Source organism: Burkholderia sp. AU45388 (assembly GCF_030481585.1).
In the GTDB taxonomy this organism is placed as follows: Bacteria; Pseudomonadota; Gammaproteobacteria; order Burkholderiales; family Burkholderiaceae; genus Burkholderia; species Burkholderia sola.
Genome location: NZ_JAUJPV010000015.1, coordinates 74,607 through 91,651 on the forward strand (window position 1 = coordinate 74,607; position 17,045 = coordinate 91,651).

General features: G+C 64.1%; 15 protein-coding genes. 10 read left to right on the forward strand and 5 right to left on the reverse strand.

Annotated elements, in window-relative coordinates; translation table 11 throughout:
* Positions 1-62: 62 nt before the first annotated feature.
* The 7 genes from QZM72_RS22675 (at position 63) to QZM72_RS22705 (ending at position 5,241) form a co-directional block, all read left to right on the forward strand.
* The gene (locus QZM72_RS22675) at positions 63-230 is read left to right on the forward strand and encodes a hypothetical protein (RefSeq protein ID WP_186020430.1); all 168 of its coding nucleotides are present in this window, start codon (positions 63-65) and stop codon (positions 228-230) included.
* 2 nt (positions 231-232) lie between these two features.
* Complete coding sequence (locus tag QZM72_RS22680) at positions 233-427, forward strand: hypothetical protein (protein WP_301739286.1); 195 nt, start codon at positions 233-235, stop codon at positions 425-427.
* A 539-nt stretch (positions 428-966) separates the two neighbouring features.
* A complete protein-coding gene (locus tag QZM72_RS22685) occupies positions 967-3,144 on the forward strand; it encodes a ParB/RepB/Spo0J family partition protein (protein WP_301739287.1) in 2,178 nt (725 codons plus the stop codon).
* Positions 3,145-3,861: 717 nt separating this feature from the next.
* On the forward strand, positions 3,862-4,152 hold the full coding sequence (locus QZM72_RS22690) for a hypothetical protein (protein ID WP_244125174.1): 291 nt from the start codon (positions 3,862-3,864) through the stop codon (positions 4,150-4,152).
* 14 nt (positions 4,153-4,166) lie between these two features.
* A complete protein-coding gene (locus QZM72_RS22695) occupies positions 4,167-4,439 on the forward strand; it encodes a hypothetical protein (protein WP_186233715.1) in 273 nt (90 codons plus the stop codon).
* A 29-nt stretch (positions 4,440-4,468) separates the two neighbouring features.
* A complete protein-coding gene (locus tag QZM72_RS22700) occupies positions 4,469-4,984 on the forward strand; it encodes a hypothetical protein (RefSeq protein ID WP_301739288.1) in 516 nt (171 codons plus the stop codon).
* A gap of 41 nt (positions 4,985-5,025) precedes the next feature.
* Complete coding sequence (locus QZM72_RS22705; RefSeq protein ID WP_124084013.1) at positions 5,026-5,241, forward strand: DUF3717 domain-containing protein; 216 nt, start codon at positions 5,026-5,028, stop codon at positions 5,239-5,241.
* Positions 5,242-5,396: 155 nt separating this feature from the next.
* On the opposite strand, the gene QZM72_RS22710 is transcribed toward QZM72_RS22705, so the two are convergent.
* Positions 5,397-5,699, reverse strand: a complete 303-nt coding sequence (locus QZM72_RS22710) for a hypothetical protein (RefSeq protein WP_186151588.1) — start codon at positions 5,697-5,699, stop codon at positions 5,397-5,399.
* Between the two features lie 115 nt (positions 5,700-5,814).
* Positions 5,815-6,138 carry a hypothetical protein gene (locus QZM72_RS22715; protein WP_301739289.1) on the reverse strand — a complete coding sequence of 108 codons (324 nt, stop codon included), beginning with the start codon at positions 6,136-6,138 and terminating at the stop codon, positions 5,815-5,817.
* A 1,572-nt stretch (positions 6,139-7,710) separates the two neighbouring features.
* Here QZM72_RS22715 and QZM72_RS22720 point away from each other — a divergent pair.
* Genes QZM72_RS22720 through mobF form a run of 3 tightly spaced genes read left to right on the forward strand, consistent with a single transcriptional unit; the run spans position 7,711 to position 13,186 of the window.
* Entirely contained in the window at positions 7,711-8,127 is a 417-nt protein-coding gene (locus QZM72_RS22720; RefSeq protein ID WP_186153284.1) for a hypothetical protein, read from the forward strand.
* On the forward strand, positions 8,120-10,285 hold the full coding sequence (locus tag QZM72_RS22725; protein WP_301739290.1) for a type IV secretion system DNA-binding domain-containing protein: 2,166 nt from the start codon (positions 8,120-8,122) through the stop codon (positions 10,283-10,285). Before QZM72_RS22720 ends, QZM72_RS22725 begins: the two co-directional genes overlap by 8 nt.
* A 6-nt stretch (positions 10,286-10,291) precedes the next feature.
* A complete protein-coding gene (gene mobF, locus QZM72_RS22730; protein WP_301739291.1) occupies positions 10,292-13,186 on the forward strand; it encodes a MobF family relaxase in 2,895 nt (964 codons plus the stop codon).
* Between the two features lie 44 nt (positions 13,187-13,230).
* Here mobF and QZM72_RS22735 read toward each other — a convergent pair whose 3' ends face one another.
* From QZM72_RS22735 to QZM72_RS22745, 3 genes are read right to left on the reverse strand one after another with little or no spacing between them, the layout of a single operon-like run.
* Positions 13,231-13,482 (reverse strand): PAAR domain-containing protein, encoded by a 252-nt coding sequence (locus QZM72_RS22735; protein WP_103691615.1) that lies wholly within the window; start codon positions 13,480-13,482, stop codon positions 13,231-13,233.
* 12 nt (positions 13,483-13,494) lie between these two features.
* Positions 13,495-14,157, reverse strand: coding sequence for a hypothetical protein (locus QZM72_RS22740; protein WP_301739292.1), 663 nt, complete (start codon positions 14,155-14,157; stop codon positions 13,495-13,497).
* Entirely contained in the window at positions 14,154-17,012 is a 2,859-nt protein-coding gene (locus QZM72_RS22745) for a glycoside hydrolase family 108 protein (protein WP_301739293.1), read from the reverse strand. The genes QZM72_RS22740 and QZM72_RS22745 overlap by 4 nt, the downstream gene beginning before the upstream one ends.
* Between the last annotated feature and the right edge of the window lie 33 nt (positions 17,013-17,045).

A 17,045-nucleotide genomic window follows, 5' to 3' on the forward strand; every position in this document is an offset into this window, starting at 1 on the left:
ATGTCCGCAATCACGCGGAGGCCGGCCGCTGACCCGGCCGGCCGCCATCATCCGAGACACACATGAATCGCTTTTACATCAAGCATCTGCTGTGCGCGGTCGTCGACGCGCATTTCGCCAGCCGACTATCCGGTACGAATGACGATGACGAACTGAAGTTGACGATCGGCGAACTCCTTCACGCCCTGCGCGAGGCTTTCGAACTCGGCCAAGACGTCCGGAGGAATTGACCATGACGAAAGACGAATTCGAGGCGCTGCTCGAACGCATCGCGTTCGAGCAGCTCGGAATCGATACGCTGGAGAAGAGGGGCGCGGGTTTCCTGGATTTCCACGATTGCCCCGTCTGGTGTCTCCGGGACGCATTGATTGCCGCATTCGACGCCGGTGTCGAGCACGCCCGCCGCCCTAGTGTCTTGCTGAGCTGAAGTGCGGGCGCCGACGCTGGACAGCGCCGGCGCCTGGTCCCGCGGCTCTCGGTCGGTCGCGCCCAACTGATTATCCAGCCGTGCCGCCTGGCCGCACCTTGCGCGCCAGGCCTCGCCTGTCACGCAAGCCGCTCGCCGGCGGCCGGTGTCCCAGTCCGTTCGCTCCTGGGGCCTGGCCGCCCGCGCGGCCCGCCCCGGCGCTGGCCGCCCCCGCCAGCCGCGCGGCCTGCCGCGCGGAGGGGGCTCGGGCCGTCACCGGCCCGCGCCAGCGAGCACCGGGCTTCGGACCCGTCTCCCTACCTTCCATCCCCCGCGCCGCGGTGGCGCAGCCTTCGGACCGCCTCATCCCGACGCATAGCGCTGTGTGCCGGCAGCGCAAGGGTTCGCTACGCCGCGCCCTGCGCCCGTTCGGTGCTCGGCTTCGCCTGCGCGCCGCATGCGGCCTGGTTCGCGCCCCTGCGTTGCCTGCCCGCCGGCGCTCTCATGCGTCGAGGCGGCTCCGTAAGGCAGCGATTTTTCCACCACAGCAAGGAGGATCCATGAACGCAGTGATCACCGAAATCCCGGCACTCGCCCACGACGCGGGCGTTCCCCCCGCACCCCCCGAGGCCCACCAACAGGCAGGCGACGAACGGCTCATCCCCTTGAAGCGTCTGGTCGCGTCCCCTTTCAACGTGCGACGCCGCAAGCGGACCGGTATTACTGCCCTGGCGAACAATATCGCCGCTGTGGGCCTACTGCAAAACCTCGTCGTGCATCCGATGAAGGTCGGAGCAAAGCGCGCCCAGACCTTCGGCGTGGCCGCAGGCGAGACGCGTCGTCTGGCGCTGCTGGAACTGGTCGAGCGCGGCCTCACCGCGCCCGATGCCGAGGTCCGCTGCCTCGTCGTGTCCGCCGAGGCGGCGGTGCTGATCAGCACCAGCGAAAACGAGATGCGTGAGCCGATGCACCCGGCCGACCAGTGCGAGGCGTATCGTGTCCTGGTCGACGCCGGCCGCACCATCGCGGAAATCGCGCTGATCTACGGCACCAGCGAAACCCTCGTGCGCCAGCGCCTCAAGCTGGCTCGCGTGTCCCCGAAGCTGGTGGACATGTTCCGCGAGGACCGGATCCGGCTCGACCAGATGCAGGCACTCGCGCTGTCGGACAGCCACGCCGAGCAGGAGCGCGTCTGGTTCGAGGCGCAGCCCTACGATCGTGACGCGCACACGATCCGCCGCAAGCTCGTCGCGGGCGAACGGGACTTCCGCAGCAACCGCGTCGCGCGGTTCGTCGGCATGGACGCCTACGAGGCGGCCGGCGGGTTCGTGCGCCGCGACCTGTTCTCGCACGAGGGGGCCGCTTGGTACACTGATCAAGCCCTGATGGAGCGCGTCGCCGCCGAGCAGCTTACGGACATCGCCGCGAAGGTCCAGGCGGACGGCTGGGATTGGGTCGAGGTGATTCCCGTGCTCGACTACACCGCGCAAGCCTCGTTTCTGCGTGTCGTGCCGACCGTAGTCGAGCCGTCGGCCGAGCAGCGCCAGGAAATGGACGCGATCCAGGCGCGCCTTGACGCGATCGAGGCGGAGCAGCAGGCCGACGACACCGACGACGAGACGTATGAACGCCTGGAGGAAGAAGCGACGGCCCTGGGCGTCCGCCATGCCGCGATCGAAGATTCGCTCGCTGTGTACACCCCGCTTCAAATGGCCGGCGCTGGCGCGATCGTCACCATCGATCACGACGGCACGCTCGAAATCCTTCGCGGCTGGACCCGCCGAGGTGACGCCGCCGCGCGCGGCGAGGGTGAATCGACCGATGGCGACGGTACGGACGACGGCAGCGCGCCGCAACGTCCGCACACGGGTTCCGGCGCGCCGGCTTCGCCGGACGCACCCGACGCCAAGGGGCCGCATTCCCGCGCCCTCACCCTGCGCCTCAACGCTCGGCGCACCGCCTCGGCCGGCATGGCCCTGGCCCGCAATCCGCACGTCGCGCTCGCGGCGCTCGTCCACCGGTTCCTCATCACGGATTACGCGCCCGGTTCCGGCGGTAGCGCCATCGATATTCAGTTGCACAACCATACGGGCGAGATCGAGCGCAATGCGCCCGAGCTGGCCGACGACTTGACCTATCGCGTTGCCAACGAGCAGCGCGCCGCATGGGCCGGCACCGTGCCGCACGATACCGACGCGTTGCTCGCGTGGTGCGTTGATCAGACCGACGAGCGGCTGCTACTGATCCTCGCACAATACGTCGGGGCTAGCGTCGATAGCATCACCGGCGACGAGGACGCGCACTGCGTCAATGCGCTGACTTCGGCCCTGAACCTGGATCTCGCCGACGACTGGAAGGCGACCCGCGCCAGCTACTTCGACCATGTGCCGAAGGCGCGCATCGCCGAGGTGGTGACCGCCGCCGTCTCCCCGGCCGAAGGCATGCGCTTGCTGAAGCTGAAGAAGGCGGAAGCCGCCGCCGAAGCCGAACGCCTCGTGAGTGCTACCCGCTGGCTCCCCGAGCATTTCGCCCTCGCGGAAACGCGTCCGAAGACCCTCTGGCGACTCGCTGGCGCCTCGCCCGAGCGGGATGACGACGGCGACCAGGACCAGGATCGGGACCGGGACCAGGGCGGCGCCCGCTCCGAGGTGACCGACGAGCATCCGCATGCCGACCAGGACACGGCTTACGACGGCGCCGCCGTGGCTGAAGGCGAAGGCATGCCGCCGCGCGACTGATCCGTCCACCTCCGCCGGCGGCGCTCGGCCCGCCGGCGGAATCCCCCCGGCTCGCCCTTGCGGGCCTTGCGGTCCATCGATTCCCGTATGTTCTCCCCTTTCTCCCCGTTGTTCTCCTGCAAACGCTCACCGTTCCAGCCGTGGCATGGCGTGGCCTTGCGCCTTGGCGTGTCCTTTGCCTCGCAGGCCTGGACGTCTCCCTGCGCTTCGCTCCGGGCCGGGCTCTCGCGCTTCGCGTCGAGCCTCGCTGCGCGAGTCTCGCCCCTGGCGGGCTTCTATCCCTGACGCCTCCGCGCCGTCCCGGCGCTGCGCGCTTCGCTTGCTCGTGGGATACGCGCCCGCTGCGCGCGGGCGAACTGCTGGTCTAGCTGCCGGCTATGCCGGCCGAGGGCGCGCGGGGCAGATGCGCCCCGCGCGGTGTGGGTGCTTCGGCCGGGGAAAGCGTGTGGTGGCGCTCCATCCTTTTGCGCCGGGTTAAGCGCGTGGATCTGCCATCGGGAGCCGCCCCTTTTCGACGCATAGCGCACGCCGGCACGGGCACAAGGGTAAAGGCTGCGCTCCGCTTCGCCCACGTCCTCGCCCGTTCGGTGCTCGGCTTCGCCTGCGCTCCGCATGCGGCCTGCGGGCGCGCCCTTGCGCCCGTGCCGGCGCGCGCTAAACCCGCGTCGAGGCGGCTCCCAATGGCAGATCCACAACCCGACACAAAAGGACGAAACCGTGAGCGCAACCACCCCCGACCGAATCACCCACACACGCGCGGGCGTTCCCCCCGCACCCCCCGAGGCTCACCGCCTGGCAGGCATCCGTCAACCGGCGAATCGGCTGCGCGCGACGGCCGCCCACTGGCTCGGCTGCGCGGCCGATGCACCGATTCGCGTGCTGTATCGCAAGACACGTGAAGACGACGACGCCCGCGCCGTTCGCGTGGAGGCCGTCATCGATGGCGCCGCCAAGCGCATCACCCTCTTTCGTCAACCGTCCGGCGCATGGGCGCCGGTCTGGCTCTAACAGGAGAACATGCAATGTCCAACCACGCAGATGACATCGAAATCGCGGGCGTTACACCCGGGTTTTGCGCCACGCTGAGCCTGAACGGCTCGGCTATTTCCATGGTCGCGGTATGGCACGACGACGACGATCACGACCTCGCTTTCATGCTGCCGCGCGATACCACTGTCGACCAGATTAACCAAGCGATCGGGATTTACGAACGAGCCTATCGCCAAGGTGAGGTGTATGGCGAGGCCAAGGCGAAACGCGCGTTCCGCGAAGCGATCGGCCTCGGGCACCTGTAACCCATCCGCGCCGGGCCGCGACCCGGCGCATGTTCGAACACCACCCGGCGATGCCGGGCGAAACCGGAGGCATGATGGCAACGACGGAAATTTGTCGAAGCAGCTACGACGTCGCGCTCGATGCACGCGTCCAGTTGGCGGAATCCCGCCTCGCGCTTGTCGCGGGCGATGATGACCGCGCTCTTTGCATGCGCCGAGATGCGCGCATGCAGGCATTCAGAAGCGGCCGGCTCGCGCGGCTGGAGCACAATTCGATGTCGTTCCAACTGGCGGATGAGCCGGAACTGGCGAGCCAGTGGCAGGACGGATTCGATTTCGTTGGCGCGGGCCTTCAGGTCTGGTCAGAGTGGCGTCCGACCAACCGAGGCTATTCCGAGGTGCATTTGAGTGTCGTGCGGACCGAAGCGGGCTATTTTTCCTCGCTCTACGTGACATATTGGCATGGCGAGCCCTCGATGCGTTCGCAGCACGCGCGGCCGACGCCGGCCGAGGCGATCGCCGACGCAGAGGCGATGCTGCGCGATTGGTATTTGGTCGAAGCCTAACCGACACGCCGACAATTGGCGCACACCGAGGAGCGACGCAGATGGAAGCAAGTTCAATCACTATCGAGCAGGTCGAGGCCGCGATCAACGCGTGGCGCGCACGTCGTCCGAGCACCGACGGCGACGCGAGACTGTGCCGCGAGGCGCGGATCCTGGCCGAGCCCTATGCATGGATGATCATGAATCGACAGGCCCAGATCGCCCTGGCGGCCCTGACGGACGAGCAACGCGCCGCGCTTGACGGGCGGTCTGCCTGAACCGGATGGCGGGCGGCCGAATCGGCGGCCCGCCGGATTGTCGAGCGCGCGGGAATTGTCCAGTTCGCGCCCTGCGCGAACGAATCGGGGCAATCTGGTGTCACGCAAAGGCCCGTGACACCAGATTGCCCCTACGCCAGAACCATCTGGCCTCGCTATGCCTCGGATGCTGGCCCGCCGGCCGGTGCCGCTGGCGCCGGCGGATTGTCCGGCACGGACGCCGCAACGCCCAGCGCGCGGCGGATCCCGGCCAAGCCCGCTTTCCATTTTTCGGCCGGCACCACGTTGAGCTTTTCCGCCTTCAGAAGCTCGGCGATCGCGCGCTCGTTGCGCTCCACCTCCTGGCGCTCCTTCGTGCGTTTCTGCTCCTGAAGCCGCTTCAGCCTCGCCGCCGCTCTCTCGATTTCCTCGTCCAACGACTTCGGCGCACGCGCCGTCTTTCCTGCATCTGCCGTCATGGCGTCTGTCACTCCATCTTGCCCCTCCCCCTTGCCGCGCAGTGTAGCGGAATTCGCCTGCGCAGCGTGAGGCACGACTCGGGCGGTGCGCTCGCCACTGTCTCGACCGCTGGCCTTACGCCGCCGTCGCCGCACGGCCCGTCGCTATCGCCAGCGCTCGAAGGCCGCCACCGATTTTCCCGCGCCCTCGCCGCGCGGGCCGCCGCCCGCGAACCGTCGCGATCGCCGCCCCGCGCGGAACACCCAGCCAGGGCGCAATGCGCGCATTGCGCCGCTCGAGCGCGGCGACCGCCACCGTCGCGGCCGCCGACCGGGTCACCGCCAGCGCCCGAACGCTGCCGCCGGTTTTTCCCAAGCGGTCGCCGCGCGGGCCGCCGCCCGCGAGCCTTCTCGACCGCCGCCCCGCGCGGAACATCCAGCCAGAGCGCAATGCGCGCATTGCGCCGCTCGAGCGCGGCGGCCGCCACCGTCGCGGCCGCCGACCAGGCCACCGCCAGCGCCCGAATGCCGCCGCTGGTTTTCCTACGCCGTCGCCGCGCGGGCCGTCGCCCGCGAGCCGTCGCGACCGCCGCCCCGCGCGGAACATCCAGCCAGGGCGCAATGCACGCATTGCGCAACTCGAGCACGGCGACCGCCACCGTCGCGGCCGCCGACCGGGTCACCGCCAGCGCTCGGACACCGCCTCCGGTTCGCCCACGCCGTCGCCGCGCGGGCCGTTGGCCGCGAACCGTCGCGACCCTCGCCCCGCGCGGAACGCCCATCCAGAGCGCAATGCACGCATTGCGTAGCTCGGCCTCGGCCGCCGCCACCGTCGCTGCGCCCGCCTTGGCCACCGCCGGCGCTCGAACACCACCACCGATTTTCCCGCGCAGTCGCCGCGATGGGCCGGCCCGCTACTTCGGGCGCGCGCCGGCCCATCGCGGAACACCCAGCCACGTGCGCCGCTCGCGCTGCGCACGATCACCGATGGCGGCCGCCACCGTCGCGGCCCCCAACCCCGGCACCGCTCCGCCTCCCACAGCGTTCTCGATCCTCCCTGCGCCCTCGCACCGTCGCGCCGTCTACCGAATCCGCGCACCGGGGCAGGTTTCCCACATATCCACCGGTCCCCGCGCTTCATCCGTTTTCCACAACCAACACCGTTGTGGAAAACGGCGCGCGGCCGACGCTCTTGCGATGTAGATCCATCGCGGCGTCGGTCCGGACCCGTGGATATGTGGAAAACCTGCGTGGCATAACCACCGCCCGCGCTCCGAATTTTCAACCTGACATGCACTGCCTGCGTTCTACCACCTCGCTTCCCATTTGCCGCACAGAGGACGGATCGACGTGTGCCTTCATTTTCTGCTTTTTCTCCCTGCGCTTCCGACTGTGCGATGCTCGCAAAACGTCCCTGTGCTTCAACCAGGCAAACGCCTCAGCTGCGACGAAATCTCACTTCGGCTGGCTGCGATGATGATCGCAACGCCTGCTGAAAAAACGGTTCCGTCCGGACGTGGCCGGTCTGCACCATCCAGATACCGTCCGTCCAGGGGGCGACCCGTGGGGCAAGCCCCACCCCCCGGCCAGACGGTCACACACCACGCAACTGCGTTGCGGGTGCGTAGAGCCTTGCTGCGCAAGGTTCTACGCTGGCAGACACCGAAACGTTATCGCGCCGACACCGAACAAAGTATCAAATCGTCGAAACCCTTATCGCGTAAGGCCGGAATGTGGCAGACAAACAGCGCATGCGCAGCACCTGGGTGAAAAAAACGACGCCGCGAGGACGAAAAATGGGCATCGAAATTTAGCTTTGGATTCCATAATGTCTGACACCGAACCGATGCTTTCCGAGCAAGTCTTTGATTCAGCGAAAAGAAATAAACCAAGCCCGCGCGCAGCCAGAAATTGAAGACGTCGGACACCGAAATGTTTGGCGATCCGCTATAATGACGTAACTATTTGATTAGCTGGCCTCATTCGAAGGCCAGTCGGGGAAAAATGGGGTGATGTGTCTGTTGAGGCGCATATGCCACGTTCCAGTCATGCCGGCAAAGGCAAATCCGACCGTATTACTCTCCGCTTCGACAAGCCCACCAACGAGTTCTATCGCAGAAAAGCCAACGAGGCTGGCGTCTCGGTGTCCGAGTATTGTCGACAAGTTCTCGCACAGGGCGTCATGAACGACAACGTCGTTCAGCTCGAAAAGCGGCTCACGGCGCTGCTCGCCCTTTTCCCGGATCCCGCAAAAATTAACGGCAACCACGCAAGTGGCACGCCAAACGGTTCGGGGCTAATGCTGCCGGCCGAGTTGGTCCGAGCGACGTTCTTCAGCCGAGAAGTGCTCAAGGCTATCGCCGCCAAGCAGAACCAGCAGATCTTCTACGACGCTCAGGATGCCGCCGAGGCGGAAACCAAAAAATTGCTGGGGGCCGCCCATGACTGATCCACGCGCGCCGAGCAGTCTCGCAACTTTTTCGCGCGGCACGATCCTGTGGTGGCAGCAGGCCAAGCTCTTGACCAGCGCCATCGTCGCCGTGCTGGTGTCCGCGATGGTCGTGGGCGTGCTCGCCGGCGGCGCCTACCTCTATCTGATCTCGTCCGCGCAGATTCGCTATCTCGCCATCAAACACGTCGAGGCAGAATTTCTCACCGTCGTGCCCATGGCCAACCCGGATGTCTCGATCCATTTTGGTGACGACGTCACCAATCTCCCGCCGGACGCAGCGCTGTCTTTTACCGAGGAGGCCGCCGACGAGTTTTTCATCTACGTCCGAAACGCTGCGCTCTATGCCGTGCTCACCACCATCGGCGTTTTTATCTTCGCTGTCATCTTCTGGATGGAGTATGGCCGAGGCAGGCTCACCGACAAGCAGATCCGCGGCGCGCGGCTCGTCAAGGCCAAAGAGCTGACCAAGGAGCTGCAAGCGCAGGACGACGCCAGCCCGTACCGCATCGCCGGCGTGCCTATGCGAAAGACCGCTGAGAACCTCAACTTGCTCATCGCGGGCGCCCAAGGCACGGGCAAGTCCCAGCAGTTCTTTGCGTTGATCGACCAGGTCCGCGCTCGGGGAAGACGCGCCATTGTGTACGACACCTCCGGCGAGTTCACCGCCACCTACTTTCGCGAGGGCAAGGACGTCATCCTCAACCCATTCGACGCGCGCAGTCCCAATTGGAACGTCTGGCGTGAGATCCAGGAGGACTACCACAACGACGGTATCGCGGAGGGCATGATCCCCATCCCGCCCAACGTCCCGGACCCCTTCTTTGCCATGGCGGGGCGCATGGTCTTGAAGGACACCATCCGTGCCCTGGGCGAGTCCGGAAAGCGCACCAACGCGGCGCTTTACAGGGCCATCGCCCACAGCAACTTGGAGGAACTGCATGCCGTTTTGATCAAGCAGGCCGCCGCCACCTACGTGGACCCGATCACTGAGCGCACCGGTATGAGCCTCAAGATGACCGTGCAGAACCAGCTCGACTGCTTCCGGTATCTGCATGACGAAGGTGAGTCGTTTTCGATTCGCGAATGGGTTCAAAACGAGGATCCGAAAGACGATTCCTGGCTGTTTATATCCTGTAACGAGGAGCAAAAACTCGCGATCTTGCCGCTGATCAGTCTCTGGTGCGATATCGCCATTCGGTCGCTTCTCACGCTTGAGCCTACCCATAGCGAGCGCCTGTGGTACTTCTACGACGAGCTGCCGACGCTGCAGAAGCTCGAAATCATGAAGCTCGCGGTCACGAATATTCGAAAGTTTGGCGGCTGCTTCGTCATCGGCCTTCAGGACTTCTCGCAGCTCTTCCAGATTTACGGCGAACACCTGGCCAGGACCATCATCTCCGGATGTCAGACCAAGCTCCTGCTGCGCGTCACCGATGGCGACGCCGCAAAGGCGCTGGCCAACGCGATCGGTCAAGCTGATCTTGACGAAAAAGAGGAAAGCGTCAATCTCGGCATCGACGAGCGCCGCGACGGCATGAGCGTTTTCGCGCGGCGCAACCTCCGTGACCTGGTGCTCTCTTCCGAAATTCTGCGCTTGCCCGACATGCAAGGCTATGTGGTGACGCCTGGCCCTTATCCGATTGCCCGGGTCAAGTATCGCTACGTGCCGCATGCAAAAATCGCCAAATCGTACATTCCTCGCAAATCGTTCGGTTTAGTGCTTCCCCCGGGGGACAGCGCCGCCGCGGCCCCCGTGACTGGTGCCACGCCCGCGTCTGCGTTGACGGCGCCGGCCACCGCATCCGCGCAGCAGGCCTCACTGCCCGCGGCCGCGGCCGCCACGCAGGCCAAGTCGACGCCGCCGACCCAGCCCACCGCGCCGGTTCAAGCACCAGCATCGTCCGCGCCCCAGGGCGCGCCCAAGCCTGCACCTGCCGGCACGCCCCCGACACCTTTGCCGACGCCGGCTGAAGCGGCTACGAGCTCGCCCTCCGACGCCCGACCGGGCTCGGATGGCTCGAACCTCATCGTTCTCCCGTCGGGGGTGGTGGTCGACGCGGATACCGGTGAGGTTCAGGGCAAGGCCTCGCCTCGCGATAGCCAATCCGACCGGGGTCAGTCTGGCTCGCTTGGCTTCGATGACCTGTTGAGGTAACCCGCCATGATGAGCATGCACAACGTCGGCAGTGTCGGGGGCGCCCTCCACTATTTCTCTAAGGACAATTACTACACGACCGAAGAGGGGCTCGAGCATTCTGGCTGGTTCGGCAAGGGGGCGGCCGCCCTCGGTTTGAACGGCCAGGTAGAGCGTGACGCATTCTTCAAGCTGCTGTCCGGCCAGGTGAACGGCCAACAGCTCGGGCGGGTGGTGCTGGACGAAAACGGCGAGCCCGAGGTCATGCACCGGCCCGGGATCGATTTGACGTTTTCCGCACCCAAGAGCGTGAGCATCGCGGCCGAGGTGTTCGAGGATCGCGAGGTCCGGCTGGCCCACGAGGAAGCCGTCAACGACGCGCTGGAGTATGTCGAGGAGTTTGCCGCCCAGGCCCGCAAAACCGTCGACGGCGAGACCTTGGCCGAGCCGACCGGTAACCTGGTTGTCGCCCTCTTCCGTCACAACACGAGCCGGGATCTTGACCCGGATACCCATACGCATGCCCTGGTCATGAATGCCACCCAGCGCGCCGATGGCGAGTGGCGATCCCTCACCAACGACGAGCTCTATGTGCAGCAGAAGGTAATCGGCGCGATCTACACCTCGTCGCTCGCCCGCGGTCTGCAGAAGCGCGGCTATGCGATCACGGCGCCGGATGCGAATGGGAATTTCGAGCTGGTCGGCGTCACCCGGGAGCAGATCGAGCACTTCAGCCAGCGCTCTGCCGCGCGCGATCGCTGGCTGCGAGCGAATGGGATCGACCCCGCTACCGCGACACCGGCCGAGAAGGAGCGTGCCGTGCTGGCGACCCGCGAGCGCAAGGTCGACGTCGACCATGCGACCCTGTCCGAGAAGTGGCGCGATCGCGCCCAATCGGTCGGGCTGGACTACGGCAGCATCGAGGCGAAGGCGCGGGAGGCACGCGAAGCTGGGACTGACGCGCGCGTGGTGCAGCTGTCCGGCGTTGACGCCTTGCGCTTTGCGGCCGCGCACCTCGGCGAGCGCGAGATCGTGTTGAACAAGCACGACGTGGTCCAGACGGCGCTCGAGCACGCCGTCGGCCGCACCGGTCCAAAGCAGATCCTCGGCGCCTACGACAAGCTGGTCGAACAGGGAAAGATCGTGAAGCTTCCCGATGGCAACATTACGACCCAGAAGATGCTCAACACCGAGCAGTGGACGATCGAGACCGCCCTTGCACAACGGGGAACCACCCCGGCGATCGCGCCGGCCGAGTTGGTCAAGGCTCGGATCGACCAGGCCGTGGAGGCGGCTCGATTGGAGCGCAACGATCCGACCTTCGACTACACGAGCGGCCAGCGGGGAGCGATCGCGCATGCGCTGACCAGCGAAGACCGCATTGTTGCTGTCCAGGGTCTCGCCGGCGTCGGCAAAACCACCATGGTCAAGGGCACCGTCCAGATCGCGCACGAGCGGGGATATCTCGTTCGCGGCATGGCGGCTACCGGCCAGGCCGCCAAGCAGCTCGAGAACGATTCTGGGGTCAAGGCCGACACGGTCACCATGTTCGAGATCCACGAGCAGCGCCGGCAAGACGACCTCAAGCTGTTGCGGGAGTACGTGCCAGACCTCAAGCGCGAGCCCGAGCTCTGGCTCGTCGACGAATCCTCGTTCCTCGCGCAGCGGCAAATGGCGCGCCTCTTGAAGATGGCCGAGCGAGCGGATGCCAAGGTCATTGTGCTTGGCGACCGGCTGCAGCTGCAGGCCATCGAAGCCGGCAAGCCGTTCGAACTGCTCCAGGACGAAGGTGTGGCGACCGCCCAGATGACGCAGATCCAACGCCAGAAGAATCCCGAGCTGCAGCAGGCAGTGGCGATCACGGTCGGTACGGCCGACCTGGCGCCGGGTGAGTCTCTCACCGACCTGAACCTGTCGCGCAATGACCGGGCATTCGAGTACCTCCAGCGGGCCGGCCGGGTGACCGTGGAGGAGAATCCGTCCGACCTGATCGACATCATCGCGCGGGAGTATGTCGAGCGAGGAGACAAGCGCGATCAGACGATCATCATCACGCCGTTCAATGATGACCGGGTCAAGATCAACGATGCCATCCGGGACCGGCTGCGCGACCGGGGCGAGATCGGCTCGGAAGAATCGACCGAGACCATCCTGACCTCATACGGCGACATGACGCGGGCGATGCAGAAGGAGGCGCAGTATTACGAGCCGGCCATGGTGGTGCGTTTCGGGCGCAACTACCAGAAGATCCTCGCCGCGCGCGGCGAATACATGTCGGTCGTGGAGACGCGGGCCGACGAAGGGATCGTCGTCTTGCGCAAGGCGGACGGATCGCTCATGGAATGGGAGCCCAAGAAGTACAACAAGGTCGAGGTGTATCAAACGGAGACGCGCCGGCTTGCCGCACGCGATGTCATCCGCTTTACGCGCGGAGACGAGCTCGTGAAGAACGGTCACGAGGCGACGGTGGTCTCCCTCGATAAGAACCAGGCGATCGTTCGGTTGGCTGACGGCAAGGAGATTCCGTGGGATTTCGACGCGCAACGTCATTGGGATCACGCCTACGCCGCGACCGTCCACGCGGGCCAGGGCGCGACGCGTGAGCAAGCCATGCTCCACATCCCTGCGCATAAGCTCGAGCGGGATGCGGAGGACGAACGCCGCCAATCCGATATCGCCATGACCGTGCGGCGGATCTTCGGCGATCGCAGCTTCTACGTCGGACTCACGCGCGCCGTCGATGACCTGCAGGTTTTTACCACCGACGACGCCAAGGCCCGCGCGGCCGTGACCCGGCACCAGGACAAGACCAGCGCGGTCGAGACGCTCCGCGAGCACGAGCTCGCCGAGCAGACGAACAGCCAACCTCAGCGCCAGCGTCGCCAGCAGGCCGTCCAGCAGATGCAGATCGAGCCGGATTGACAGTGCCGCCGGGCTAGGCTCGCGACGGCCCGGGGAGCGGGCGACTAGACGAGGCTGGACAATAGACGGCACCCGCATGTCGCGTGATGCCCATGCCGCGCGATCGGCACGCCCGCATCCGTGAAAGACGTGTCGCCCTCCTCGATCACATTGGGCGACACGTCCGGGTGCTGCGGACAGGAAACGCGGTCTCCCTTGCGGGCGACGTACCGGCCGTCGAATTGCATCGTTTGCGACCCGGTTTCCACCTTGCCGCCGTGGTCGGTGTCGTCGCCGACCCGAATCAAATTGATCATCTTTGCTCCGTGCTATGGACATGCGTTAACTGTCCCGCACTCAATCCAGCGCTCTATACTCTTCCCGTCTTTCGCGGTATATCTAACCATCCAGAACTTGAGATCGTCAGAAATTTTTAATAATTCAACAGTGTCCCCTTTTATTATGTAGGATTTTGATTTGTCTTTGCTGGCTGGCTCTGCGTATAGATACGCTCGACTTGCGGTCACCTGCTTAAGCCCGGAAGCTTTGCTATCCCTGGTCAGGTAAACATCGAAAGGGCCGTAAAAAAAGTCACCGTCAGGATTTTTTGTAACCTTCCAGTGCAACTCTCCCTTATTTATCGAAATGTCCGAGGTTCCATTTTTTGCGCCAAAGAACGAGAAGAAGTTGATCGTGGCGCGCAAACCGTCGGGCGATACCGTCCCATTCAAATTGTTGCTTCCTTCGGGGTCGCAATCAATTCTTCGCCCTTCCTCGGTAATAAAGCAATAATTTCCTACAATCTGATTGCCAGAAGATTTGTGTAATTTGATGACAAAGGTGGAGTATGGCTTCGTGCCTTGGTGTTGCGTAGACACATACCGCCATTCGCCAATAAGTGGACTCGCCTCATTTTGAGGCGCTTGCGCAATCGCTGCCTCCGATCCAATAAGAAGGCACAATCCAATAAAAGTGCGTATCAATCTATTCATAGTTTCACCTGAAGGCAATCGTCAACACGACCAAGCCAACCCTTCAAAAAAACGACTTGGCTAGAGTCATTGTCGACCAGCATCTTGTAGTATTTTCGGCGAATTTCCGCGATATCTTGGAGCAACTGATCCTGATCTTGAACCGCGTTTATTGCTTTGATTGTGTCGGGGCCAAGGCCGCCATCTTCACCTACACCGGCTCCGTATTTTGAATTCAGCATTTTCTGAATTTGCGTTACGGCGCCGCCAGATGTAATCGTCCAGTCATATGTCATAAGAGCAATGCGGTCGTCATGGAATTGGCAAAATCCTTTGGGTTCCCAAAATCTCTTCAAATAAATTACTTCCGCTTGACTCTCGGTAAGCGCTTTCAGATTTTCGATAGTCGGCTCGACCCCGAGGTCTTCCTTGGCGTATTTCTGCCACGTCGGCCAAGCTATCCCTCTATTTGTGAGTCCGCCTTTGTCGTTTTTGTGATCCACGATTCCGCCCTCGTGATTCAGAATAATTTTAGATATCTTCTTGAAACGAGCGGCGCAATCGCCACAACCCTCTTCGCTTTTTTGGGCGAAGTTACCTACTATACCAATTGGATGGAAATGCCAGGGGCTCGGTTGCTTCGGGAAACCCTCTACGCTCGCCACCTGCTCCCACCACTGGAGCTTGCCGATCCGCTCGATCTCCGTCTTCCACAGCCAAAGCAACTTCTTCATCAGCGGTGACAGCGCCTCCCATTTGCTGAGGCCACCGCCCCATTCGCTTTCGCACCGAACCACCAGATGCGATAGCGCCTCAGCCATCCACGGCGTCTCCTGCGCGTGCTTCAGCTCGAGCGCGGTGACCTTCCCATCGTGGTCCGTATCGATCGCCTTCTCGAGGTTCGTGATCAGCGGGCCGGCATTGACGGTCGCCGCGCTCGCCTCGAACTCCGTCTTGCTTTCGTCGGCCAGGTACTGCTCGGTGACATGGATGTAACGCTTGAGCATATCGATCGGCATGATGCTGCTGTTGTCGATCAATTCGAAGCCCGGCCAGTCCCACGGTCCGCACATCCGCACGAGCGGATGATCTTGCTCACAGACCCATCCTTGCCGCGCGCTGCCATCCTTCGCGCCGATCGTCACGAGGAACCACGCGCGGCCCTTGTCGTCCTTCACCGTGCTGTCCGCGCCAGCCTTATCCAGGTCGACGCGGCGGAACACATCGCGGAAGTCGGCACCAGGGCCTTTCGCGTTGGAGAAGCTGAGCGGAAAATCCTTCCAGCCCGGAACGATCGCCGACGTTGTCGTGTTGGCCAGCGATCCGTCGACCCATACCGGGGCACCCGAATTCGTGTACGTGGGTTTCGCATGGCGACCGCCATGGACCGGCGCGGCCGTCTTCGGCTGGACCTTGACCCATTTGCCTTTGGCATTAGTGTCAACGGGGACAAGCTTCACGCCCGGCTGCAGCTTCTGATCCGGCTCGGCCAGCTCGGTGACTAGGCGCGCCCCCGGAGAGATCTCCAAGAATGTCTTCGCGGCCGGTAACTCCTTCGCACGTGCTCGACTTTTCCGAATGAACGCCTCGAGTTCGGGCCCGGCGAACACCTCCAGGTGAAGAAGAGGCCGGGTTGGTTTCGCCGGCAGCAGCTTGGCCTCGGTGTAGCGCAGGTAGTGGCCCAGTTGGCCGATGACGTCGCCTGCCTTGACGGGATACGGCTGCTTCAACACGACGACCGAATCCAGCGGCTGCGGGTTCACGACCGCGTCCAACTCCTTGGCATAGACGTAGCCATATGGCGCATGTGGAGAAGGGGTGCCGCCCACCACAGCCGCCGTCGGCGTGCCCGACTTGATGGCCTTGATCTTCGCCCAGCCGGGCTTCGCTTTGGCGGCCTCGTCGGTGTCCGATACCGTCAATTCGGAACCTTTCGGTAGAATCCCAATGATTTTGCCGTTTGGAGATTCGCGAATCCGGATACCTTTGATCGGTGGCGGCAGGTTCGCCGTGTCGTCGTCGGGGGTATCGGGTTCAGGGACTGTCTTGAAGTCGCTCTGGATGAATTCGCCGGTCAAATCACGCGGCGGTGCGGCGGGGACTTTCGGCTTGGGAACATCCTGCGAGTCGTTCGCCTTGTCGCCGACCCGATAGAACCGCTCTCCCTCCCAATACGGCATGGGCGCCATATTCAACTTTGCAGCGTCGACTTGCGCAACTTTGGCCTGGGCCGCTGCGGACTGGTAGGTGTTCCAGTCCATCAGGTGCATGTAAAGGCTGAAGAAAGTCAGCGTCTCACCTGGCCGGGGCTGACTGGAAGCCGGCGCAGCAGCGGGCGCCGAAGCCGCAGGTGCCGAATCGGCAGATGCCTTACTGGCGGCCGCTGGCGCGGCAGAGGCAGGCGCCGCGGCCGGCTGGCCACCGGCCTGTTTGCTTGCGTCGGATTTCGGCGGGGGTGGCGGAGGGAGCTGCAGCTTGTGCCGCACCAACACGAAGCCCGTGGAATACAGGGCATGGCGGCCATCCTGGTAGTCCTGCTCCGGGTATTTGCTGTCCAGCCTGTAGGCCACCACCTCGCCGTCGGCGATCGCGCGAATTCCCTCGTCTTGTTTGAGGTGCTTGGCAGTGTTCTGGTCGAAATGGATGCCGCCGTGCCACATGCCATTCGCGCCCAGGGGATAGAAGCCGTCCTCGGCAGCGGCCAATGCCTTCATATAGGTCATGGGGTCGCTCCCGTCGTTCTTGTCGGCGGGCGTGAAGGGAAAGGCCCAGGCGAGCGGCTTGTACGGCTCGGGCGCGGGCGCGCTCGATGTGGAAGGCGATGTCGCCGGCTTCGCAGGCGCCGTATGGGGCCCGGATGAATGGTGTTGGCTCATGGTGATCGGAATCTCTCGTTCATTTCTTATCGT

Bases quoted from the DNA above. Each gene is read 5' to 3' on its own strand.
- QZM72_RS22745 (WP_301739293.1), bottom strand. From the start codon at position 17,012: ATGAGCCAACACCATTCATCCGGGCCCCATACGGCGCCTGCGAAGCCG.
- QZM72_RS22735 (WP_103691615.1), bottom strand. From the start codon at position 13,482: ATGATCAATTTGATTCGGGTCGGCGACGACACCGACCACGGCGGCAAG.
- QZM72_RS22685 (WP_301739287.1), top strand. From the start codon at position 967: ATGAACGCAGTGATCACCGAAATCCCGGCACTCGCCCACGACGCGGGC.
- QZM72_RS22725 (WP_301739290.1), top strand. From the start codon at position 8,120: ATGACTGATCCACGCGCGCCGAGCAGTCTCGCAACTTTTTCGCGCGGC.
- QZM72_RS22740 (WP_301739292.1), bottom strand. From the start codon at position 14,157: ATGAATAGATTGATACGCACTTTTATTGGATTGTGCCTTCTTATTGGA.
- mobF (WP_301739291.1), top strand. From the start codon at position 10,292: ATGATGAGCATGCACAACGTCGGCAGTGTCGGGGGCGCCCTCCACTAT.
- QZM72_RS22705 (WP_124084013.1), top strand. From the start codon at position 5,026: ATGGAAGCAAGTTCAATCACTATCGAGCAGGTCGAGGCCGCGATCAAC.
- QZM72_RS22710 (WP_186151588.1), bottom strand. From the start codon at position 5,699: ATGACGGCAGATGCAGGAAAGACGGCGCGTGCGCCGAAGTCGTTGGAC.
- QZM72_RS22680 (WP_301739286.1), top strand. From the start codon at position 233: ATGACGAAAGACGAATTCGAGGCGCTGCTCGAACGCATCGCGTTCGAG.
- QZM72_RS22695 (WP_186233715.1), top strand. From the start codon at position 4,167: ATGTCCAACCACGCAGATGACATCGAAATCGCGGGCGTTACACCCGGG.
- QZM72_RS22675 (WP_186020430.1), top strand. From the start codon at position 63: ATGAATCGCTTTTACATCAAGCATCTGCTGTGCGCGGTCGTCGACGCG.
- QZM72_RS22720 (WP_186153284.1), top strand. From the start codon at position 7,711: ATGCCACGTTCCAGTCATGCCGGCAAAGGCAAATCCGACCGTATTACT.
- QZM72_RS22700 (WP_301739288.1), top strand. From the start codon at position 4,469: ATGTTCGAACACCACCCGGCGATGCCGGGCGAAACCGGAGGCATGATG.
- QZM72_RS22715 (WP_301739289.1), bottom strand. From the start codon at position 6,138: ATGCGCGCATTGCGCTCTGGCTGGATGTTCCGCGCGGGGCGGCGGTCG.